Consider the following 21,472-nt stretch of genomic DNA (forward strand, 5'->3'; position numbering starts at 1 on the left):
GGGCCGCACGCACCAATGGATTGTCCGTCGTGCGCGTGCTAGCTCGCGAAAATGGAAACCTGGGTTCTTATCACCGTCGCCGCGGCCTTCCTTCAGAATGTCCGCTCCGCCATGCAGAAGCACCTGAAGGGCGTCATGGGCACCACCGGCGCGACCTTCGTGCGCTTCGGCTTCGGCCTGCCTTTCGCACTCTTCTACCTCGTGATCCTCTGGCGCGGTGCCGGGCACCCCCTGCCGGTCCCGAACGGCACGTTCTTTCTCTGGGCAGTGATCGGCGGACTGGCGCAGATCGCCGCGACCTTCCTGCTCGTCCATCTCTTCTCGTTTCGCAACTTCGCCGTCGGCACGGCCTATTCTCGCACCGAACCGGCGCAGGCGGCGCTCTTCGGCCTGATCTTCCTGGGCGAGAAAGCGAGCCAGGGCACGCTGGTGGCGATCGCCATTTCCGTGGTCGGCGTCATGCTCATCTCCGTCGCCCGCACCACGCTCAGCCCGCGGTCTCTGGTAACCTCGGTTTTCAGCCGCACCGCCGGCATAGGCCTTGCGTCCGGCACGTTCTTCGGCCTCTCGGCGGTTTCCTACCGCTCCGCCTCGCTGGCGCTGGCGCCGAGCCTGCCGGCCCCGGACTACGTGATGCAGGCGAGCTTCACCCTCGGCTTCGTCATCCTGCTGCAGACCGTCGTGATGCTTGCCTGGATCGTGATCCGCGAGCCGGAGGAACTGCAACGCATCGGCGCTGCCTGGCGACCAGCCTTCGTCGTCGGCTTTGTCGGCGCCTCGGCATCCTTCGGCTGGTTCATGGCGATGACCTTGCAGCAGGCCGCGGTCGTCAAGGTCGTGGCGCAGGTCGAGATGCTTTTCACCTTCGCCTCGTCCTTCTTCGTCTTTCGCGAATGGATCAACCGCCTCGAATTGCTCGGCTGCCTGCTGATCGTGACCGGCGTCGTGATGCTCATCGTTCTTTAAAGCGCCCGAAATAGACGCCCGAATTTCGGCGGACGAGTCGTCTGTCGAGTGTTACAACAGCGACATGCTTTTTGATTTGCCGAACGACGACATCCTTTACGACGCGCTTCTGGCCCGAAGCGTCGATTACGAAGGCCAGGCCTTCGTCTGCGTCAAGAGCACCGGCGTCTTCTGCCGCCTCTCCTGTCCTGCCCGCAAGCCGAAGCGAGAGAATACCCTGTTCTTCGACAACATCGCCGCCTGCATCGATTCCGGCTTCCGGCCTTGCGAGCGATGCCGCCCGCTCAACCAGCCCTCCGACAAGGAGCCGCTGGTCAACGACCTCCTGAACCTCCTTGATCGCGCTCCGGACCGTCGCTGGACCGAGGACGATCTTGTCCGGCGCGGCTTCGATCCGTCGACCGTGCGTCGCGCCTTCAAACGGGCGCTTGGCGTCACCTTTCTCGACCTCGCCCGCCAGCGGCGGATGGGCGAGGCCGCCCGTCAGCTTTCGGCCGGCGCCAGCGTCATCGAGGCGCAGATGGATGCCGGTTATGACTCGCCAAGCGGCTTTCGCGCCGCCTTCGCGAAGCTGATCGGGGAGGCGCCTGCCATGTCGCAGCGCCGCCAACTGCTCTTTGCCGATACGATCGAAACGCCGCTCGGACCAATGGTGGCGGTCGCCGACAAGACGCATCTTCATCTGCTCGAATTCCACGACCGAAAAGCCCTGCCGACCGAAATGGAAAGCCTGAAGCGCAAGACGCGATCCGCCGTCGCGCCGGGCAGAGCGCCACCGATCGATCAGATCGAGGCGGAACTGAAAGTTTATTTTGCCGGCGAATCGAGCGAATTCCTCACGCCCCTGGCGCTCGACGGCACCGCCTTCGAGCGGCAGGTCTGGGCGAAGCTTTTGAAAATACCGGTGGGCGAGACGCGGTCTTACAGCGATATTGCGCGGGAGGTCGCCACGCTCCAGGCGGTGCGTGCCGTAGCGAGGGCAAACGGCGCAAACCGCGTCGCAATCGTTATCCCTTGTCACCGTTGCGTCGGCTCGGACGGATCGCTGACGGGCTATGGCGGCGGTCTGTGGCGAAAGCAATGGCTGCTGCGCCACGAAGGCAAGATGAAACCCGTTGGATTGTTTGCGGAGGATGTCGGATGAATCAGCAGGAAAAGGCGCTTGCCTTTGGGGCCTTGCATCGCAAAGGCGACCCGGTCGTTCTGTACAATATCTGGGATGCTGGCAGCGCCCGCTGCGTGGCCGAGGCCGGCGCGAAGGCGCTTGCCACCGGAAGCTGGTCGGTGGCAGCCGCGCAGGGTTTTGGCGATGGGCAAAAGATACCGCTCGCGCTTCTCCTGGAAATCGTCCGGCTGATCGTCGGCGCTACGGACCTTCCGCTCTCGGTCGATTTCGAGGGTGCCTATTCCGAGGATGCGGCGCAGGGCGCGGCGAATGTTGCGCAGCTGCTCGATGCCGGGGCGATCGGCATCAATTTTGAGGACCAGGTGATGGGCAAAGGCGGGGTCCATGCCGTCGACAAGCAGGTGACGCGCATCCGGGCGATCCGCGAAATGGCAGAGCGTCGCGGCATAGCGCTCTTCATTAACGCCCGCACCGACCTCTTCCTCCAGGAAAGCGACACAACGCGCCATGCAGCTTTGCTCGATGAGGCGATTGTGCGCGCCAAGGCCTATGCCGAAGCCGGTGCCAGCGGCTTTTTCGCGCCGGGACTTGCGGATGCAGAGCTGGTAGGCAGGCTTTGCGCGGCGTCGACCTTGCCGTTGAATGTCATGATGAAGCCGGGTGCACCGGATCTCGCGACGCTCGCCGCGGCAGGTGTCGGCCGGGTCAGCTACGGGCCGTTCCCCTATCGCGCCATGATCGCGTGGCTGCGCGGTGAGGCGGAGAAGATATACGAGAGCGCCGCGAAGTAGCTCGCGATTGTGGTCAGAGCGCGTGAGGAATTGTTTGATTTTCCGTGCGAATTCGCCCCTCATCCGCCTGCCGGCACCTTCTCCCCGCAGGCGTGGAGAAGAGGCAAGCCGCACGCTCGTGGTCCCCTCTCCCTGCTTGCGGGGAGAGGGCTAGGGTGAGGGGCTATCGAGAGTGTGCTGAAGCGTTGCCTTCACCCACTACGGCACGATCAGCGTACCGGCGCCGCGTTCGGTGAAGATCTCGAGCAGGACCGAATGGGCGGTCTTGCCGTTGAGAATGACTACGCCCTGCACGCCGGCCTTGATGGCGTCGATGCAGGTCTCGACCTTCGGGATCATGCCGCCGGAAATCGTGCCATCGGCGATCAGCGCGCGTGCCTGCGCCACCGACAGCTCCTTGATCAGTTCGCCCTGCTTGTTGAGTACGCCCGGCACGTCGGTCAGGAAGAGCAGGCGGGTGGCGTTCAGCGCTCCGGCGATGGCGCCCGCAAAGGTGTCGGCATTGATATTGTAGGTGTGACCATCGCGGCCGGGCGCCACCGGCGCGATCACCGGAATCATTTCCGAGCGCGCGAGCAGATCGAGCAGGGTGCGGTCCACCTCGACCACGTCGCCGACGAAACCGAGATCGAGGACGCGTTCGATGTTGGAGTCCGGATCGCGAATGGTCTTCTTGGCCTTTTCGGCAAACACCATGTTGCCGTCCTTGCCGCAAAGACCGATCGCCCACTCGCCGGTCTGGTTGATGAGAGCGACGATTTCCTTGTTGATCGAGCCGGCAAGCACCATCTCGACGATCTCGACGGTCTTCTCGTCGGTGACGCGCAACCCGCCTTCGAATTTCGATTCGATGCCCATCTTGGAGAGCATCGCGCCGATCTGCGGCCCGCCGCCGTGCACGACGATCGGGTTGACGCCGGACTGCTTCAGGAGTGCGATGTCGCTGGCGAACGCGCGCCCCAGTTCCGGATTGCCCATGGCATGGCCGCCATATTTGACGACGATCGTTTTGTTCTCGTAGCGCTGCATGTAGGGCAGTGCTTGGGTGAGCAGGCGTGCCTGGATTTCACTTTCTGATGCGGACATGACGGACCCTCGAAAAATATCGGCTGCTGTTTAGCGCAAGTTCCGAAAGGATGGAATGATCGGGGCGCAACATAAAGCCGTAATGACACTGCTGGTTCTGGCGGTCTCTCTATCCTATGGTGATGCTTGAAGCCTTGAGCGGGATGAGGACAAGTGTGCGCGGTTTTTCCGCCCAAATCCCGCTTGCAACTTGATCCAAGAGGCGCAATCGCCATGGCCGATGAGGAGATGTCCGCGCTGCTCGGCCGCGTGGTCCTGAGAGACCGCGATGCCTTCGCGGCGCTCTATCGCCAGACGAGCCCGAAACTCTTCGGCGTCTGTCTCCGTATACTCAAGGATCGCAGCGAAGCGGAAGAGGCGCTACAGGAAATTTACGTCAAGGTCTGGCAGCGCGCCGACCGTTTCGCGACAGGCCAGGCAAGCCCCATGTCCTGGCTGACGGCAATCGCACGCAACCATGCAATCGATCTGATCCGGGCGCGAAAACCCGTCGCAAACGCGATTGACGAGGTCTATGATTTGGCTGATCCTGCTCCAGATCCGGAACGATCGGCAGCAGTCCGGTCAGAAGGCAGGCGGATCGACGCCTGCCTGGAGGAGCTCGAGAAGGATCGCGCCGAGGCAGTGCGCCGAGCCTATGTCGAAGGATTGAGCTACCAGGAACTGGCCGAGATGTTCGCGGTACCGCTCAATACGATGCGGACCTGGTTGAGACGCAGCCTCCTGAAACTGAGAGAGTGCATGGAGCGATGACGACCCAGAATCCCGAAAGCGGAGATTTTCGGCGCGATGAGGTGATCGCCGGGGAATACGTGCTCGGCGTTCTGTCGGCGGAGGACCGCCTCAAGGTCGAGGCGCGCATGGCATCGGACCGGAACTTCGCCGCCATGGTCGATCGCTGGCAGCACAATCTCGCCGCTTTCGACGATGCCTATGAAGCGGTTCGCCCCCCGGCCCACGTCTTTGCCGCTGTCGAGCGCAGCATCTTTCCGCCGTCGCCGGCGGCCAGGCCTAAGGTCGGATTCTGGAACTCGCTTCTTCTCTGGCGCAGCCTTACCGTCGCATCGCTCGCTGCCGCCGCAATCATGGGTGCGTCCATGGCAGGCCTCTTCAGCGAGCCGCAAAGCCAGCCGCTGGTGGCGGAACTCTCCGGCGAAGGCAATGCCATCAATCTCGTGGCCCGCTTCGACAGAACGTCAGGGAGCCTGAAGCTGACGCCGGTGGCGGCGCGGCAGACGGAGGAAAAGTCTCTGGAACTCTGGCTGATCGAGGGCGACAATCCGGCGGTCTCGTTAGGAGTACTGCCGCAGTCCGGCGAAGGCGAAATCCTGCTGCCGCCCGAGATGCGGACGAGATTCCGCGAGGGGTCGACCCTTGCCGTCAGTGTCGAGCCGCTCGGTGGTTCGCCAACCGGTGCGCCCACCGGTGCGGTTGTCGCGCAGGGCACGACCCGCCATCTCTAAGGCCGGAACTCACAACGATTCCGGAAAAAGACGACATCTTTTCAAAAGGATAGGGGAAAGTCGCCTTACCTGAAACTCTTTGCCCGCGCCTCCCGTTGCTTGTCATGTTCCCCCTGCATGTTCCTTAAATCGTCGGCGATTTAAGGGCAAAAACATGCAGCACTTCAGAGTGTTACAGCGTTCTTTGCACGTCTCATAAGACGCGCGGCGCTGTAGGAGGAACAGCAATCGCCCGAGCGGACACTTTCAAGGGTGGTCTCACTGGGCAAACGCAACAGGAAGGAAGAGAGATGTTCAAGTTTGTGATCCGTTCGGCTCTTGTCGCCTCCATGTTTACGACAGGTGCAGTCGTCGCCTACGCCGAGAACCCGATGGTCGGCGGCGCGCCGATGTATGCCGAGAAGAATATCATCGAAAATGCCATCAACTCGAAGGACCATACGACGCTGGTTGCGGCCGTGAAGGCTGCCGGTCTTGTCGAGACCCTTGAGGGCAAGGGGCCGTTCACCGTCTTCGCTCCGACGAACGAAGCCTTCGCGGCCCTGCCGGCCGGCACCGTCGACAAGCTCTTGAAGCCCGAGAACAAGGACAAGCTCACGACCGTGCTGACCTGCCATGTCGTAGCCGCCAACGCGATGTCGTCGGCGATCACCGAGATGATCAAGGATGACGGCGGGCAACATGACGTCAAGACGGTCGGCGGTTGCATCCTCAAGGCCAAGGCCGATGGCGGCAAGATCAGCCTGACCGACGAGACCGGTGGCACGGCCTGGGTGACGATCGCCGACGTGAAACAGTCGAACGGCGTCATCCATGTCATCAACAAGGTGCTGCTGCCGAAGGGATGATTCCTACAAGCGCCGTGCGTTCTTTCGGACGCACAAGGGTCGCTGTAACGCTTTGAATCGCAGCATGTTTTCATCTTGAATCGCCTCCGCTTCAAGGAAACATGCGAGGGGCGGCGGGCATCGGCCCGCCGCCCAGGCCGGTTGGTTTGCTGCTCTCACGGCGGTTTGATGGACTTTGTTTTGTCTCGGTTCCATCGGACCGCTAATCTTCCAATGACAAGGCTCTTGCCGGGGAGGTTCCCATGAAGAACCGTCGCAATTTCCTGATGGCCGGCGCCACGCTCGCCGCATGGACCGTGGCGCGTGACTTCGCGCCTCCTGCGCGTGCGGCCGGCGGCGAGACTTTCGAGGTCGTGAAGACGGACGAGGAATGGCGTGCGACGCTGACTGCGGAGCAATACGGCATTCTGCGGCAGGAGGATACGGAACGGCCCTTCACAAGCGCGCTCAACAGCGAGAAGCGCAAGGGGATCTTCCGCTGTGCGGGGTGCGACCTGGCCCTTTATTCCTCCGAGGCGAAATATGACAGCGGCACCGGCTGGCCGAGCTTCTGGCAATCGCTTCCGAACGCGGTCGGCACACGCGAGGACAATTCCTTGTTCATGACAAGGGTCGAATGCCACTGCCGCCGCTGCGGCGGGCATCTCGGCCACATTTTCGACGACGGGCCGCCGCCGACCGGCAAGCGGCACTGCATCAACGGGCTGGCGCTGACATTTGCGCCGGCCGCCGCATGAGAGCGGAATTTTTGCCCCTTACCCTGACGCTCTCCCCCGCACGTAGCGAGTCGGAGACAAAAGCCGGCGCCGCACATTCCTTCTCCCCATCGAAATGGGGAGAAGGTGGCCGGCCGGTTGAGGACCATCCTAGAGCAATTCCAGGAAAAGTGTGTAACGGTTTTCCGTCCGGAATTGCGTAGTTTCAAAGAGTTAGATCATTTCGCTGTTTCAATGAAACAAAGAAATGATCTAGGACGCGGTGGCCTGCGGCGGAGTCTGCACATCGGAGAGCGCGGCCTGCAGCCTCTGCTCCTGGTCGGGCGAGAGCGATGTTTTCAGCACGCGGCCGCGCAGCCCCGAAAACTCAGCGAGCACCCTTTCCGGTTGCACCTTGCGCACCAGAACAAAGAGTGCAGAGGAATTGTTCGGGATCGTATTGCCGAGCGACTTGATGAATTCGTCGTCGATGCCGTAGTCGGCAAGCGAACCGGACAGCGCCCCGGCGCCCGCGCCGAGTGCCCCGCCGATCGCGAAGCCCGCAAGTGGATTGAGGAAGAGCAGGCCGACGAGGCCGCCCCAGAGCGAACCCGAGAGAAGGCCCGACGTTGCACCGACGGCGGTGAGATTGAGGCTTTGCTTCAGGTGCACCTTGCCTTCGCCGTCGCGCACGACCACGACCGCGTCTTCAAGGTCGATCAGATATTCTTTCTTAAGGCTGTTCAGCTTCAAGAGAACCTTGTCGGCCTCTTCCGTCGAATCGAACCCTACGACAATCAAATCGGACATGTCTCTCTCCTGCATCTACTGCATGTTTCCTTAAATCGTCGCCGATTTAAGGGTAAAAACATGCGCCAATTCAAAGTGCTACAGCGTCCTTTGGGCGTCTGATAAGACGCGCGGCGCTGTAGGGCCCCGGCCGCTAAAGAATGCGGCCGCTCGCAGAAATAGAGCACTTTGCGTGTCAGGGTAGTGACGGAGATCAAAGACTTTTGTCTTCGGGGGGAGACGCACCCCTTCAGCGGGCGACAGCGAGGTCGATCGCTGCCCGCAGTTCTTCGATGCCGGCGCCTTTTTCCGAAGAGGTCGACAGTACCTCGGGAAAGGCGGCCGGGCGCTTTTTGATCTTTTCGATCGTTTCGGCGATCAGCCGCGGCACGCCCGCCGCTTTGATCTTGTCCGTCTTGGTGAGCACGATCTGATAGGAAACGGCCGCCTTGTCGAGCAGCGCGAGCACCTCTTCGTCATTCTTCTTGATGCCGTGACGGGCGTCGATCAGCACGTAGACGCGCTTCAGCGTGGAGCGGCCGCGCAGATAGTCGAAGACGAGCTTTGTCCAGGCATCGACCTGCTCCTTGGGCGCCTGCGCATAGCCGTAGCCCGGCATGTCAACGAGCGCCATCGGTGGCAGGTCGCCCGCCTCGCCGGAATAGCCATCCGGCACGAAATAATTGAGCTCCTGGGTGCGGCCCGGCGTGTTCGATGTGCGCGCGAGGCCTTTCTGTCCGACAAGGGCATTGATCAGCGACGACTTGCCGACATTCGAGCGACCGGCAAAGGCGATCTCCAGCGGACCCTCCGGCGGCAGGAACTTCATGGCCGGAACGCCGCGGATGAAGATCCACGGGCGGCCGAAGGCGGAGGAATCGTTCTGGTTTTGCTTTTTCCCGGTCATCGCTCGATTTTTCCCGTTGCCCGGTCGGCTTCAAGGTTTTGCGCCGTCTTGTCAAGCACGACCCGGATTTGCACGAGCTTCGGTGCGCAGCCGCCGTTGCCGCCAGAGTTCGACGGCGAGATAGGCAAAGAGGGCAAAGAGGACGATCGACCCGCCGATGATGGTATTGGTGCGGGGAATTTCGCCGTGAATGACGGCAACCCAAAGGGGCGCGAGAACGGTTTCGGCCGTCCCCAGCAAGGCCGCCAGCGCCGAAGGTAGCAGCCGCACGCCGGTGACGAAGAGCGCGAGGCCGAGGCCGAAATTGAACGCCCCGAAGACGACCAGAATGCCGAGTTCGGAGGGCGTGACGGCAAAGTCCGAAGCCTGCGTTGCGGCGACTGTTGCGGCAATGAGCGTTCCGAGGCAGACAGCCGGCGTCATGCGGACATGGGCATAGCCGCGGGTGATGACCGTTGCGCAAGCGAGGGAGAGCGCGATCAGCAGAGCGAGCGCATCTCCGACCGGGGAGACCGCCCCGGTAATCGAATCCGAAACCATCACCAGCAAGCCGGCGATAACTGCGGCGATTGCCAGCCAGGTAAGCGGGGAGCCGCCTTCGCGGAATACCACCCAGCCGATCAGGGCCGCGAGGAGCGGCACGCCCGCTTGAATGAGCATGATGTTGGCGACCGTCGTGTAGGCAAGTGCGAGCACGAAACTCATCGATGCTGTCGCGAAGCAGCAGCCGACGGCGACGCCGGGCCAGCCCATTTCGCGGAAGAGCCGCGTCATGTTCGAAGCGCCGTCACGAACCAGCATGAAGGCGAGCAGGAAAAGGGCGGCGAAGATCGACCGCCAGAAGACGATGACCCAACTGTCGGCGATGTCGAGGAAACGCACCAGCGTGCCGCCGAAGCTCCAGACGAGCGCCGAGCCAAGAACGAGCGCGATCCCGGTTGCACGGCCTTGTGCTGGCATTACGGACTTCGGCAGGACGGTCGGCTGCGACATCATCGGAACCCGGATTGAAACCGGCAGACAATAGAGCGCTTGCCGGTTGCAGGCGCCGGTGTTCGCGACAGGCGGTTGTCGCAAAAGAAAAAGCCCCGGACCGTTCGATCCGAGGCCTTTGAGGTGGCAGCCGGCGGCTATTCCGCCGGTTTGGGTTTCTTCGCGAACAGCGATTTGAGGTTGTCGAAGAGCTCGATCTTAACGCCCTGGCGCTTCATGATGATCGACTGCTGGATGATCGACAGCGTGTTGTTCCAGGCCCAGTAGATGACGAGGCCGGCCGGGAAGGACGCCAGCATGAAGGTGAAGACCACCGGCATCCAGGTGAACAGCATCGCCTGGGTCGGATCCGGTGGCGTCGGGTTCATGCGCATCTGGAGGAACATCGTGACGCCCATGATGAGCGGCCAGACGCCGAGGTGCAGGAAGGACGGAGCATCGAACGGAATCAGGCCGAAAAGATTGACGATCGTCGTCGGATCCGGGGCGGAGAGGTCCTGGATCCAGCCGAAGAACGGCGCATGGCGCATCTCGATGGTGATGTAGATCACCTTGTAGAGCGCGAAGAACACCGGGATCTGGATGAGGATCGGCCAGCAACCCGCCAGCGGGTTGATCTTCTCGTCCTTGTAGAGCTGCATCATCGCCTGCTGCAGACCCATGCGGTCGTCGCCGAACTTCTTCTTCAGTTCCTCCATCTTCGGCTGGACCTTCTTCATGTTCGCCATCGACGCATATTGCTTGTTGGCGAGCGGGAAGAAGAGAAGCTTGACGACAATCGTGGTGATCAGGATCGCGACGCCGAAATTGCCGAACAGACGGAAGAAGAAATCCATCATTTTGAACATCGGCTGGGTGATGAACCAGAACCAACCCCAGTCGATCAGCTTCTCGAACTTCGGAATGGCGTAAGTGGCCGCGTAGTTGTCGATAGCCTCGACTTCCTTGGCGCCGGCAAAGACCAGGTTCTTGACCTCCGCGGACTGGCCGGGCGCGACCGTGATCGCGTCGCCCTTGTAGTCGCTCTGGAAGCGGGCACGGCCATCGGTGAAATGCGAGAAGCGGGTGTCGAAGGGCGTCTCCTGCGGCGGGACGATTGCCGCCGCCCAGTATTTGTCGGTGATGCCGAGCCAGCCGCCCGTCGATTTGCCCGGTTCGACCGGCTGGTTTTCTTCTATTTTCGAATAGCCGACCTCCTGCAGGCTTCCACCGGTAACCCCGATGAAGCCCTCATGCAGCACGTAGATGCTCGGCGTCGTCGGCTTGTTAAATCGCGTGACGCGGCCGTAGGAAGACAGGGAAATCGGCGCCGACGTTTCGTTCTTGATGCTGTCGACGACCTGGAACATGTAACGATCGTCGACGGAGATCGTCCGGACGAAGGTGATGCCCTTGTCGTTGGTGTAGCTGAGGGTGACCGGCGTCGATGGCGTCAGCTTGTCGCCGTTGGAAAGTGTCCAGACGCTCTGCGGACCCGGTACCGAGCCGGTCGCGTCGCTACCGATATAGCCGATCTCGGTAAAATAGCCATCCGCCGTTTCCGCCGGGCTCAAGAGGGTGATGACAGGGCTCTTCGGATCGACCGTCTCGTGGTACCCCTTGAGCCTCAGGTCGTCGAAGCGCGCGCCGGCCAGGTTGATGGATCCCGAAAGCGCCGGCGTATCGATCGCAACGCGGGCAGACTTGGCGATCGCCTGGTCGCGGTTTTCGCCGCCCGGAATGGCACCGCCGGCAGGCGCCTGGCCCGGTGTCGCCTGCTGCGTACCGCCCTGAGGCTGAGCCTGTTGCGTCTGCTGGGCCTGTTCCGCAGCGATGCGGTCCTTCTCCATCCTCGGGTTGACATAGAAGAATTGCCAAGCGACGAGGATCAGCACGGACAGTGCAATCGCGACGAAATAATTGCGGTTGTTTTCCATCATGGTTTCCTGGAACCGGCCGAGGGCCGCTTCTGTTTCGGCTTGTTTTCGATGCGATCGCAGAGCGCCCGGGTCAATGCGTCAAAGGGGGCATGCAGCAGATCGCGTCGGGCGACAATCACATAGTCGTGTCCGGGTTTCATTGCAAACCCGGCTGAAAGCCGCACTGCTTCTTTGAGGCGTCGGCGCATTCGGTTGCGCTCTACGGCATTGCCGTGCTTCTTGGTGACTGTGAAGCCGACGCGGGCATCACCTTCCAGATCCGTGCGGTCAAGCACTTCGAGGAGAAATAATGGGCCTTTGCGGCTTTCTCCAGCTCTGACGGCCAAAAACTGCGGACGGCTTTTCAGCCGCCCGACAGTCGTCTTGTCTTTATCTGACGTCATATGCCCGGACATAGGTTTCGGGCAGGCTCGGCTTAGGCCGAGAGACGCTTGCGGCCACGAGCCCGGCGGGCTGCGAGGACCTTCTGGCCACCCTTGGTGGACATGCGTGCACGGAAGCCATGACGGCGCTTGCGAACAAGCTTGGACGGTTGGTAGGTACGCTTCATTTATTTAAATACCGCGGTGTGCGGCCCTTCTTGAGTTTGCAAATTGCAAGAGCGTTTACGTAACCGGGCACAGCTCCGCCTTGCGGGCAGGACGGCTTGACCGGACGTGCGCGGCTTATAAGGACAAATGTCCGGCAAAGTCAATTCCCGACGGGCTTTGCGTTGTACGGACGACTGTGATAGCCGGGGTCACCGGCGTTGCTTCTGGATCACGCGTCGAGACCTGCAACTTCTTGACGCCCTGCGCCGCAACAACTCGACGGCCGGACCGACAGCGTTTCATCAAACGGGCGGCGCGTAGGGCAGATCGGTGAACAAATGCCTAATCCGGCCTCCCTAGAAGTTGGTCGGACCGGTGATGCTTTTCGTTAACCACGCGTATTTTAGCATTCGCTTCGTGGTGTGCAGCACCGTGTAGTGAGGGGGAAGACGCCTGCGGCGTCGGGGGACAGGAATGAAAATTCGCGGGAAAATATATCTGATCGTCGGCATCATGAGCCTGCTTGCGATTGCCATCACCGGTATGTCGCTGCTGATCGTGTCGCAGTACAACGACAAGCTTCACCAATTCCAAAACGCATCCGACCGGGCGTTCAAGGGCGAGCGGCTCAACCGCCTGGTGACTGGCGTCGTCATGGAAGCGCGCGGGATTTACGCGGCGCCGACGATCGAAAAGGCAAAACCCTTCGCCGAAGGCCTCTTCAAGAACCTCGACAAGATCGACGCACTGCTCGAGGACTGGCGCCCGCTGGTTCCCACCGACAAGCTCTCGTCCTTCGATGCGCTGGTGAAGCGCGCGGAAGAATTCAAGACCTTCCGCGCCGAGACGGCCCGTCTCGGCCAACAGGTTTCGCCGCAGGCTGCCAACGAGCAGGGCAACAACGACGCCAATCGCGCCAATCGCAAGGCTTTCCAGGCCGAGATAGACGGTGTCGTGGACGCCAATCTGGAGTCGCTTGAGGCGATTACGGCTGAGATCGCAGCCTTTGAGCGCTCCATCATTCTCGTCGTGCTCGGCATTGCCGGCCTCGGCCTCGTCGCCGGAATCGGTACTGCCTTCTACATCGGTACCAACCAGCTCAGCCGCCCGATCCTCGACCTGACGGACGCCATGAAACAGCTTGCCGCAGGTGATCTTTCTGTCGACGTGCCCTTCGCCGGCCGCAAGGACGAGATTGGCGATATGGCTGCCGCCGTTGGCATCTTCAAGCAGAACGGACTTGTGGTGCGTGAACTCAACGCTCAGGAAGCGGCGCTCAGGGAAAAGAGCGCGGATCTGCAGTCGAGCATCGGTATCGTCGTTTCGGCGGCCGCCGCCGGCGATTTCACCAGGCGCATCAGCAAGGACTACGGCAACGATGACCTCAACCGCTTTGCCGCGAGCGTCAACGAACTCGTCGGCAGCGTCGACAGCGGCATTTCCGAAACGCGGCGGGTCATCGCAAGCCTTGCCGCCGGCGACCTGACGCAAAGCATGAACGGCCAGTTCCAGGGTGCCTTCGCCGAACTGCAGAAGAACGTCAACGACACGCTCACGACATTGCAGAAAACCCTGCGCGAGGTGCGCACGACGACGGACTCGATCAACGGCAACGCATCCGAATTGCGCTCTGCAGCGGACGACCTGTCGAAGCGCACGGAGCAGCAGGCCGCTTCGCTCGAGGAAACCTCGGCCGCGCTCGATGAAATCACGGCCGCCGTGCGCAGCTCGACCGAGAGAGCGCAGGAAGCATCGGTCATGGTCACCGAGGCAAAAGAAAGCGCCACCGAGTCGGCTTCCGTGGTCCGTAACGCGGTCGAAGCGATGGGCCGCATCGAGCAGGCCTCGAACGAGATCGGCCAGATCACCAACGTGATCGATGAGATCGCCTTCCAGACCAATCTTCTGGCCCTGAATGCGGGTGTCGAGGCGGCGCGCGCGGGTGACGCCGGCAAAGGGTTCGCAGTGGTGGCCCAGGAGGTGCGCGAACTCGCTCAACGCGCCGCCAGTGCCGCCAAGGATATCAAGGCGCTGATTTCGAAGTCGGGCGGCGAAGTCGCGACCGGCGTCAAGCTCGTCCAGGCGACCGGATCCGCGCTCGGCGAGATCGAAACGCGCGTCCTGAAGATCAACGACCATATCCATTCGATCGCGACGGCCGCGCGCGAGCAGTCGACCGGGCTTGCCGAGGTCAGCACGGCCGTCAACCAGATGGACCAGGTCACGCAGCGCAATGCGGCAATGGTCGAGGAGGCGAACGCCGCGACCCACAAACTGTCGGCCGAAACCGGGAACCTTGCCAACCTGATCGCCTACTTCAAGGTCGATCGCGATGCCGTCGGGGCAATCGCGCCTGCAAGGGAAACAAGCCGTCCCGTTGCTTCGCCTGCCCGGCGTATGATGGGCAGCGTCGCTCGAGCCTTCGGCGGCAGTGCCGCCGCGGCGCGGGACGATTGGGAGGAATTCTGAGCCTGGCGCGTCTCATCAAGGACGCCGACGTCACGATCTTTTCTCGCGGATGGCCTCAACGTTCTCCGCGAGAAAAAGTCTTTGGTGTAATTGCTCCCGTAGCACCAGGGATGATGGTTCTCCTTTTCACGGCAACGTGAGTTGTCAGGGTGAACCGTTCACGTTGACGTTTGACGGCGCGACCATTCGTTATTGGTTCCGGGTCCGGATTCCCTCTAACTCAGGGGTAGATCTCGCCGAAAGCAAAGCCGTATGAACAATGGTGTCAGAAACGGGATAGAAGGAGCAGCCCTGAACCCTTCGTCCGGGCGCAGCGACGCAGAACGTGCGCCACGCCGTTCGTGGTGGCGGTTCGTGCCATTCGTTCTTCTCGTTGCCGGTGGTGCCGCTTGTTATGCCTTTGGCCTGCCGCACTATCTTTCGCTGCCGGCGCTCGTCCATCACCGCGAGGTCCTCAGCGCCTATGTCGATTCCTATCCGCTCCGAGCCGGTTCCGCATTCTTTGCGGTCTATGTTGCGGTGGTCGTCTTTTCGATCCCGGCTGCGTCGGTGCTGACCATATTTTCCGGGTTCCTGTTCGGCTGTCTTACGGGCGGAATTATCGCGATCGCCGCGGCGACACTGGGATCCTGCCTTCTGTTCCTTGCCGCGCGCGGGGTTCTCGGCGACCTCCTGCGCCCGCGTGCCGGGCGCTTCCTGGAGCGACTGGCGGAAGGCTTCCGGCGCAATGCGTTCCTTTACCTTCTGATCTTGCGGCTGGCGCCGATCTTTCCCTTCTTCGTCGTCAATATCGCACCCGCTTTCTTCGACGTGCGGCTGCGCACCTTCGCCACCGCAACGCTGATCGGCATCGTGCCGGGCACGCTCGCCTATGCCTGGCTCGGTCGCAGCCTCGACGATGTGATCGCCCGCTCGGCAGCGGCTGGCGGCGAGCTCACGATTTCGGATTTTGCGACGAGGGACATTTCGCTGGGGCTTGCGGCGCTGACGCTCATCGCGGCATTGCCTCTGGCGTTCAAGCTAATACAGTCGCGCCGCAAGACGGTCTGACGGGGCGGAAGGCGGCGTGGCGAAGGTCCTCAATCCGGATATCTGTGTAATCGGCGGCGGTGCGGCCGGTCTGTCCGTGGCCGCCGGCGCTGCGGCCTTCGGCGTACCGGTTGTCCTGGTCGAACGCGGCCGAATGGGTGGGGATTGCCTGAACTTTGGCTGCGTGCCGTCGAAGGCGTTGATCGCGGCTGCGAAACACGCGCAGGCGATCCGCGCGGCAAAGGAATTCGGCATCGCCGCAGGCGAGCCGATCGTCGACTATGAACGGTTGCAGGCGCGGGTTCATGCGGTCATCGGAGCCATCGCGCCGCATGATTCCGCCGAACGCTTCGAGAGCCTCGGCGTGAAAGTCATCGCCGATGCGGCCCGGTTCGTCGACGACAGGACGGTCGCGGCCGGCGATCATCTTATTCGGGCGCGGCGCTTCGTGATCGCCACCGGCTCGTCGCCAGCTGTACCCGCAATTCCCGGGCTCGCCGAGACGCCGTATCTCACCAATGAGACACTCTTCGATATGAGGCGGCTGCCGCAACACCTCGTCATCGTCGGTGCCGGACCTGTCGGGCTGGAGATGGCCCAGGCCTATCGCCGGCTCGGCGCGCGCGTTACTGTGACTGAGAGCGGCAAAGCGCTTTCGAGCGGCGATCCGGAACTGGTGGCGATCGTTCTGGATGCGATCCGTGCGGAGGGTACCGTTCTTCACGAGGAAACCCTCATACAATCCATCGAACGGTACGCGGGCGGCGTGCGGCTGCATTGCGAAAACACGCAAGGGCGGTTTTTTCTCGATGGCAGCGACCTGCTGCTGGCCGCCGGCCGTGCTCCCAATCACGTTTCTCTCGATCTCGATGCCGCAGGTATTCGCCACGACGCGAAGGGCATCGCCATTGGCACGGACCTGCGGACAAGCAATCGCCGCGTCTATGCGATCGGCGATGCCGCAGGTGGCCTGCAGTTCACCCACGTCGCGAATTATCATGCGCGCCTCGTGCTGCAGCAGATCCTGTTCCGCGTACCGGCGCGCGAAGACCGCGACATCGTCCCTCGGGTCACGTTCACGGACCCGGAACTGGCTGAGGTCGGTCCCGGCGAGGCGAAGGCGCGGGAAAAGTTCGGTCGGGTCGACGTCGTCCGGTGGGACTTTTCCGCCAACGACCGCGCCCGCACCGATGGGCTCGGTCGGGGCCTCATCAAGGTCACGGTCGGTCGGCGCGGACGCATCCTCGGTGCTGCGATTGCCGGCGCCGGTGCCGGTGAGATGATCAACGGCTTTGCTTTCGCCATCGCCAATCGGCTGACGCTCAAGCATTTCCGCGGCTATGTGGCCCCCTATCCAACCTTGTCCGAGATTGGAAAACAGGCATCGATCTCCTATTATGCCCCCATGGCGCGAAATCCGCTCGTTCGGTCCGTGATCGGAATGCTGCGGTATTTCGGCTAGATCACGATGAATTTGGGCCGACTCGACCCAAATCATAAACGTGATCGATTCTATAAGTTGAGACGCGGGATGCGGGCGGAAAACCGTGCACACTTTTCCTCATCCCGCTCTGAGTCGCAGGGAACGTTCTAGAGTTATGGTGGAAGAGGCGCGTCCGGCCAATGCGAGTACTATGCCCCGAGCGGCTGTGGGGTTTCTCCGTGGACTCTCCGGCAAGCTGCTGCTTCTGACCGTGGCATTCGTCATGCTGGCGGAGGTGCTGATCTTCGTGCCGTCGGTCGCCAACATGCGGATCCGTTGGCTTCAGGATCGGCTGAACACGGTGGCCGCGGCGGCCGTCGTGGTCGACGGACTGCAGAATGTCGAGCTCCCGCGGGCCGTGCAGCGCGACACGTTGATGGCGACCGGAACCAAGGCCATCGTCATTCGCCGCAAGGATGCGTCGCGGATGATCGCCACCGTCGACATGCCGCCGGCAATCGACGGCGAATACGATATCGCCAACTTCACCCCCGTCGGTGCGATACGCGATGCGTTCGACACGCTGCTTTTCGGCGGCAGCCGGATCGTGCGTGTCTATGGTCCGCTCGGCGAAAGCGACGCGACCATCGAACTAGTTATGAAGGATGCCGGCCTGCGCAAGGCGATGCTCGTTTATTCGCGCAACGTTTTTCTTCTGTCGATCGCGATTTCGCTGATCACGGCGGCACTGATCTTCCTCGCCATCAATCGCATGCTGATCGTGCCGATCAGGCGGATGACGACGAGCATGCAGGAGTTTTCCAACGAGCCGTCCGACCCGGAGCGACTCCTCGTTCCGCCGGAAGGCAAGGATGAGCTGGCGGTGGCCGGCCAGCACCTCGCGAGCATGCAGCGCGAGCTGCAGAGAACCTTGAAGCAACAGAAGAGCCTCGCTGAGCTCGGCCTCGCGGTTTCGAAGATCAACCACGACATGCGCAACATTCTCTCGTCCGCGCAACTCATCTCCGACCGGCTTGCAGATGTCGATGATCCGGTGGTCAAACGCTTCGCGCCGACGCTGCTGAGAACGATAGACCGCGCCGTCGGCTATACGCAGGAGGTTCTCTCCTACGGGCGGACGGCCGAGGCAGAGCCGCACCGCCGCTTTGTCGCGCTGCGGCCGCTCGTCGAGGACGTCGCCGAACTCCTGGCCATCGATCGCCAGAGCGGTATCGACTTCGACATCCAGATACGGGACGACGTCGTGGTCGACGCCGACAGCGAGCAGCTATTTCGCGTCGTCCACAATATCTGCCGCAACGCCGTCCAGGCGCTGACGAATCACGAGCCCGAGGACGGCCGCGCCAGGTCGATCTCCGTTTCGGCCATGCGAACCGGGAGCGTGGTTACCATTTCCATCGACGACACGGGGCCGGGCATGCCGGCCAAGGCGCGCGAAAACCTGTTTACCGCCTTCCGGGGCTCGGCGCGCTCCGGCGGCACGGGCCTCGGGCTCGCCATCGCCCGCGAACTGGTGCTCGCTCATGGCGGGACGATCGCACTCGTCGAAAAGCCGACGCCCGGCACGCTGTTCCGCATCGAATTGCCGGACCGCCCGGTGCCGCTGGACGCTTTCCGCTCGAAGGCGCGGCCCTGATTTTCCGTCCTCGGACCGCTGGTGTCCTTCTTGCCGGATCCCGATCGCTCGCTCCGACGCCTTTTCCACTGTCGTCGCAAAAATGAAATTTTTTCCCGAAAGGCGCTTGCAATCGCCGAAAGGACCCAGTAGAGGATCGCCACGCAAGCGGTTCTCACCGCTTCAGGCAAGCACCCGTAGCTCAGCTGGATAGAGCACCAGACTACGAATCTGGGGGTCAGGAGTTCGAATCTCTTCGGGTGCGCCATTTCCTTCGAATTGCATGTTTTCCAACCGTTTCCGTGGCGTCACTACAGAGCCAGGAAGCAGCGATTCGCTTCTCCAGGCGATGCCCGAATAGCAGCGGGGAACCTCATCGTTTCTCACCGATGACGATCAAATATTCCCGACTGATGTGGAGCCCGGCCTCGACCTGATAGTGCGCGTGATAGGCATCGACATCGCGCTTCAGCGCAGCCCGTTCGCGCCCGTTCAAGCCTTCATAAAGCGTCTGCAACGGCCCGAAGCCGCGCAGGTACCAGTTCCAGATTGATTCGACGCTTTCGTGATAGGCGTTGTTGGTGCCGTGTTCGAAAGTTAGTTTGAATTCCCGTCCGAGCAGGCCTTCGACATAGGCCGGATCGCCCCAAGACAGCGACGATTCCTTCGGTGGAGGCGCCTTCGTGTGAGCGCCGATTACAGCGAAGAAGCGGGCAACGGCGCCCGTCGGCGACCAAGTGGACATGCAGAGCCGTCCGCGTTTGCGGCAGACCCGCGCCAGTTCGCTGGCGGCGCGGCGATGGTCCCCGGCGAAGATCACCCCGAAGGTCGAGAGTATCTTGTCGAAGCTTTCGTCCGGGAAGGGCAGGTTCTCGGCATCGGCGACGCGGTAATCGATAGTCGGCTCGATGCCGGTCGAAAACCGGCGGGCAGCATCGATCAGATCGGCCGATATGTCGATCGCCGTGACGTTTGCGCCGAAACGCGCGGCATTGCGCGCGCTCCAGCCGGTGCCGGTCGCGACGTCGAGCACTTTGTCGCCGGGCTTCGGGCTCAATCGCTGGGCGGCGTGCGCCAGCGCGTCCGAGATCGCGAAGCTGACGAGGTCGTAGTGTCTGCCGCCCGCTCCCCAGATTGCCGCCTGATCGCGGTTGTGTTCCCGGATTCGCTCGCTGAGATGTTCCGACATGAAACCCTCCCTCGGCTTTTGAGAGCGCCATTTCACCACTTGGAGGGCCTAGTGGCTACTTCACAATCTGTAGTGGGATCCCGATGCTGCCGGGTGTAAACTGCGCGCCGAAAGGAAGTGATCGTGATGAGGAGCTACAACCAGTTCTGCCCGATCGCCAAGGCCGCCGAGATTTTTTGCGAGCGCTGGACGGCTTTGATCCTGCGCGACCTTGCGTTTGGCGCCACCCGATTTTCCGAGTTGCAGCGCGGCGTGCCCCTGGCTTCGCCAACGCTTCTCTCGTCGCGGCTGAAGAAACTTGAGGCGGAGGGCATCATCGTCCGGTCCGTATCCGATGACGGGCGCGGCCCGACCTATCGGCTGACGCATGCCGGCAAGGAGTTTGTCCCGATCATCATGGCGCTCGGACAATGGGGCCAGCGATGGTCGCGCAGGACCTTGGCGGAGCACGAGATCGATCTCGGCCTGCTGCTCTGGGCGCTTCAAAAGGGCGCGCACCCTGAACTGTTCGGCACCGAACGCGTCGTCATACAATTCGAGCTCACGGACCAGGCGGAGAAGAAGCGCCACTGGTGGTTCCTCAATCAGGACGGCACCTGCGAACTCTGCCTGAAGCCGCCCGACCGCGACGCGCAGCTCTACGTCATCGTCTCTCTTTTGGACCTGACGCGAATTTGGCGTGGTGACCTGCCGTTTGCTTCGGCGCTCCACCACGGGGCGATAGAGGTGGACGGCAGCGGGAGGCTCCGCAAGTTGTTTCCGCTATGGCTCGGCGTCAGCCCGCTGGCCCATATACGATCCGAGCGGAGGGAGCCGTCGGCAGGCAGGCCACGGGTCGAGACGCCGCGCCACAAGGCCATTTAGCGTCGGTCGAGCGATCGAAGCGCCGCTACCAGACGTAAGGGATCAGGCGATAGCGAACGCGCGCCGCATAGGCGTCATATCCGGCAAGGCCGGTCCGCAGCACCTTTTCCTCAATGCCGATGCGAACAGCGAGCAGCAGTGCGAACAGAACCACCGCCACGAGCCCCCACCAAGAGCCGAGGAGCAGCGACATTCCGGCAACGTAGAGGAGGCCGCCGCCATAGAGGGGATGGCGAACGTAGCGGTAGGGCCCGGTGGTGACCACCCTTTGTCCCCGTTCCCTCTGGACCTTGACGACCGGCGCCGCGAAGCTGTTTTCCCTGAATGTCCAATAGTTGAGACCGATGGAGAGCAGCAGTGTCAAAGCGCCGACGCCCTGCACCCATGGCGGAACCGACGACCACCCGAACCGTACCGCATCGAGCGCCATGAACGCGAAAGAGCCGAACAGGAACAGAAAGATGATCGTGAGGAGAATCTTGTCCGCGAAAGGCTGACCTTTCTGAATCGGCGCCGACAACCGTTCTTTGAGAAGTGCCGGATCATGCCGGGCGAGCGACCGTCCGGCGATCAGAGAGACCGCCAGCATCACCGCGAGGAAAACCCATCCGGCCGGCCAGGCGACGGTTCCGGCCGATGCAAAGAGCACAGCTCCAATGATTGCCAACCAGATGACGGTTTGCACGACCAGCCTGACGATCATGGGCACGCTCCAGATGATCGGGGACGCCCACAGCGCCGCGCGTCTT

Annotated in this window: 21 protein-coding genes and 1 tRNA gene; 13 read left to right on the forward strand and 9 right to left on the reverse strand. The window is 62.1% G+C overall.

Features of this window, described 5'->3' with window-relative positions:
* Positions 1-51: 51 nt before the first annotated feature.
* The 3 genes from QN222_RS21335 (at position 52) to QN222_RS21345 (ending at position 2,883) form a co-directional block, all read left to right on the forward strand.
* Positions 52-966 carry a DMT family transporter gene (locus tag QN222_RS21335; protein WP_283962536.1) on the forward strand — a complete coding sequence of 305 codons (915 nt, stop codon included), beginning with the start codon at positions 52-54 and terminating at the stop codon, positions 964-966.
* A 64-nt stretch (positions 967-1,030) separates the two neighbouring features.
* Positions 1,031-2,110 carry a trifunctional transcriptional activator/DNA repair protein Ada/methylated-DNA--[protein]-cysteine S-methyltransferase gene (locus tag QN222_RS21340; protein ID WP_283962537.1) on the forward strand — a complete coding sequence of 360 codons (1,080 nt, stop codon included), beginning with the start codon at positions 1,031-1,033 and terminating at the stop codon, positions 2,108-2,110.
* The gene (locus QN222_RS21345; protein ID WP_283962538.1) at positions 2,107-2,883 is read left to right on the forward strand and encodes an isocitrate lyase/phosphoenolpyruvate mutase family protein; all 777 of its coding nucleotides are present in this window, start codon (positions 2,107-2,109) and stop codon (positions 2,881-2,883) included. The genes QN222_RS21340 and QN222_RS21345 overlap by 4 nt, the downstream gene beginning before the upstream one ends.
* Positions 2,884-3,081: 198 nt before the next feature.
* Here QN222_RS21345 and argB read toward each other — a convergent pair whose 3' ends face one another.
* The gene (gene argB, locus QN222_RS21350; protein WP_136506784.1) at positions 3,082-3,969 is read right to left on the reverse strand and encodes an acetylglutamate kinase; all 888 of its coding nucleotides are present in this window, start codon (positions 3,967-3,969) and stop codon (positions 3,082-3,084) included.
* 213 nt (positions 3,970-4,182) lie between these two features.
* On the opposite strand from argB, the gene QN222_RS21355 reads away from it, so the two are divergent.
* From QN222_RS21355 to msrB, 4 genes are all read left to right on the forward strand, one after another.
* Positions 4,183-4,722: a sigma-70 family RNA polymerase sigma factor gene (locus QN222_RS21355; RefSeq protein ID WP_283962539.1), complete on the forward strand. Its 540-nt coding sequence runs from the start codon at positions 4,183-4,185 to the stop codon at positions 4,720-4,722.
* Positions 4,719-5,432 (forward strand): anti-sigma factor, encoded by a 714-nt coding sequence (locus tag QN222_RS21360; RefSeq protein ID WP_283962540.1) that lies wholly within the window; start codon positions 4,719-4,721, stop codon positions 5,430-5,432. The genes QN222_RS21355 and QN222_RS21360 overlap by 4 nt, the downstream gene beginning before the upstream one ends.
* A gap of 290 nt (positions 5,433-5,722) precedes the next feature.
* A complete protein-coding gene (locus QN222_RS21365) occupies positions 5,723-6,280 on the forward strand; it encodes a fasciclin domain-containing protein (RefSeq protein WP_180939996.1) in 558 nt (185 codons plus the stop codon).
* A 242-nt stretch (positions 6,281-6,522) separates the two neighbouring features.
* Positions 6,523-7,017 carry a peptide-methionine (R)-S-oxide reductase MsrB gene (gene msrB / locus QN222_RS21370; protein WP_283962541.1) on the forward strand — a complete coding sequence of 165 codons (495 nt, stop codon included), beginning with the start codon at positions 6,523-6,525 and terminating at the stop codon, positions 7,015-7,017.
* Positions 7,018-7,248: 231 nt separating this feature from the next.
* On the opposite strand, the gene QN222_RS21375 is transcribed toward msrB, so the two are convergent.
* From QN222_RS21375 to rpmH, 6 genes are all read right to left on the reverse strand, one after another.
* Positions 7,249-7,785: a DUF1269 domain-containing protein gene (locus QN222_RS21375; protein WP_283962542.1), complete on the reverse strand. Its 537-nt coding sequence runs from the start codon at positions 7,783-7,785 to the stop codon at positions 7,249-7,251.
* A gap of 229 nt (positions 7,786-8,014) precedes the next feature.
* A complete protein-coding gene (gene yihA, locus QN222_RS21380) occupies positions 8,015-8,671 on the reverse strand; it encodes a ribosome biogenesis GTP-binding protein YihA/YsxC (protein ID WP_283962543.1) in 657 nt (218 codons plus the stop codon).
* 51 nt (positions 8,672-8,722) lie between these two features.
* Positions 8,723-9,631, reverse strand: a complete 909-nt coding sequence (locus QN222_RS21385) for a DMT family transporter (RefSeq protein ID WP_283962544.1) — start codon at positions 9,629-9,631, stop codon at positions 8,723-8,725.
* Positions 9,632-9,801: 170 nt separating this feature from the next.
* Positions 9,802-11,580 carry a membrane protein insertase YidC gene (yidC, locus tag QN222_RS21390; RefSeq protein ID WP_283962545.1) on the reverse strand — a complete coding sequence of 593 codons (1,779 nt, stop codon included), beginning with the start codon at positions 11,578-11,580 and terminating at the stop codon, positions 9,802-9,804.
* The gene (rnpA, locus tag QN222_RS21395) at positions 11,580-11,978 is read right to left on the reverse strand and encodes a ribonuclease P protein component (protein ID WP_283962546.1); all 399 of its coding nucleotides are present in this window, start codon (positions 11,976-11,978) and stop codon (positions 11,580-11,582) included. The genes yidC and rnpA overlap by 1 nt, the downstream gene beginning before the upstream one ends.
* 20 nt (positions 11,979-11,998) lie before the next feature.
* Entirely contained in the window at positions 11,999-12,133 is a 135-nt protein-coding gene (gene rpmH / locus QN222_RS21400) for a 50S ribosomal protein L34 (RefSeq protein WP_012706673.1), read from the reverse strand.
* Positions 12,134-12,587: 454 nt separating this feature from the next.
* Between rpmH and QN222_RS21405 the strand changes: the two genes are divergently transcribed.
* The 5 genes from QN222_RS21405 to QN222_RS21425 all read left to right on the forward strand — a co-directional run bounded on the left by QN222_RS21405 (position 12,588) and on the right by QN222_RS21425 (position 18,938).
* Complete coding sequence (locus QN222_RS21405; protein ID WP_284005584.1) at positions 12,588-14,582, forward strand: methyl-accepting chemotaxis protein; 1,995 nt, start codon at positions 12,588-12,590, stop codon at positions 14,580-14,582.
* A 252-nt stretch (positions 14,583-14,834) separates the two neighbouring features.
* A complete protein-coding gene (locus tag QN222_RS21410) occupies positions 14,835-15,632 on the forward strand; it encodes a TVP38/TMEM64 family protein (RefSeq protein WP_283964857.1) in 798 nt (265 codons plus the stop codon).
* Between the two features lie 16 nt (positions 15,633-15,648).
* Complete coding sequence (locus tag QN222_RS21415; protein ID WP_283964858.1) at positions 15,649-17,073, forward strand: FAD-dependent oxidoreductase; 1,425 nt, start codon at positions 15,649-15,651, stop codon at positions 17,071-17,073.
* A gap of 136 nt (positions 17,074-17,209) precedes the next feature.
* Entirely contained in the window at positions 17,210-18,691 is a 1,482-nt protein-coding gene (locus QN222_RS21420; protein ID WP_283964859.1) for a HAMP domain-containing sensor histidine kinase, read from the forward strand.
* A 170-nt stretch (positions 18,692-18,861) separates the two neighbouring features.
* Positions 18,862-18,938: transfer RNA gene (locus QN222_RS21425), tRNA-Arg, on the forward strand.
* A 105-nt stretch (positions 18,939-19,043) separates the two neighbouring features.
* Here the strand turns inward: QN222_RS21425 and QN222_RS21430 are convergent.
* Positions 19,044-19,859: a methyltransferase domain-containing protein gene (locus QN222_RS21430; RefSeq protein ID WP_283964860.1), complete on the reverse strand. Its 816-nt coding sequence runs from the start codon at positions 19,857-19,859 to the stop codon at positions 19,044-19,046.
* A 126-nt stretch (positions 19,860-19,985) separates the two neighbouring features.
* Here QN222_RS21430 and QN222_RS21435 point away from each other — a divergent pair, with 126 nt between their 5' ends.
* A complete protein-coding gene (locus QN222_RS21435) occupies positions 19,986-20,723 on the forward strand; it encodes a helix-turn-helix domain-containing protein (protein ID WP_283964870.1) in 738 nt (245 codons plus the stop codon).
* A gap of 25 nt (positions 20,724-20,748) precedes the next feature.
* On the opposite strand, the gene QN222_RS21440 is transcribed toward QN222_RS21435, so the two are convergent.
* A complete protein-coding gene (locus tag QN222_RS21440; protein WP_283964861.1) occupies positions 20,749-21,426 on the reverse strand; it encodes an isoprenylcysteine carboxylmethyltransferase family protein in 678 nt (225 codons plus the stop codon).
* Between the last annotated feature and the right edge of the window lie 46 nt (positions 21,427-21,472).

It is taken from the genome of Sinorhizobium sp. 6-70 (assembly GCF_030124375.1).
Lineage (GTDB): Bacteria > Pseudomonadota > Alphaproteobacteria > Rhizobiales > Rhizobiaceae > Sinorhizobium.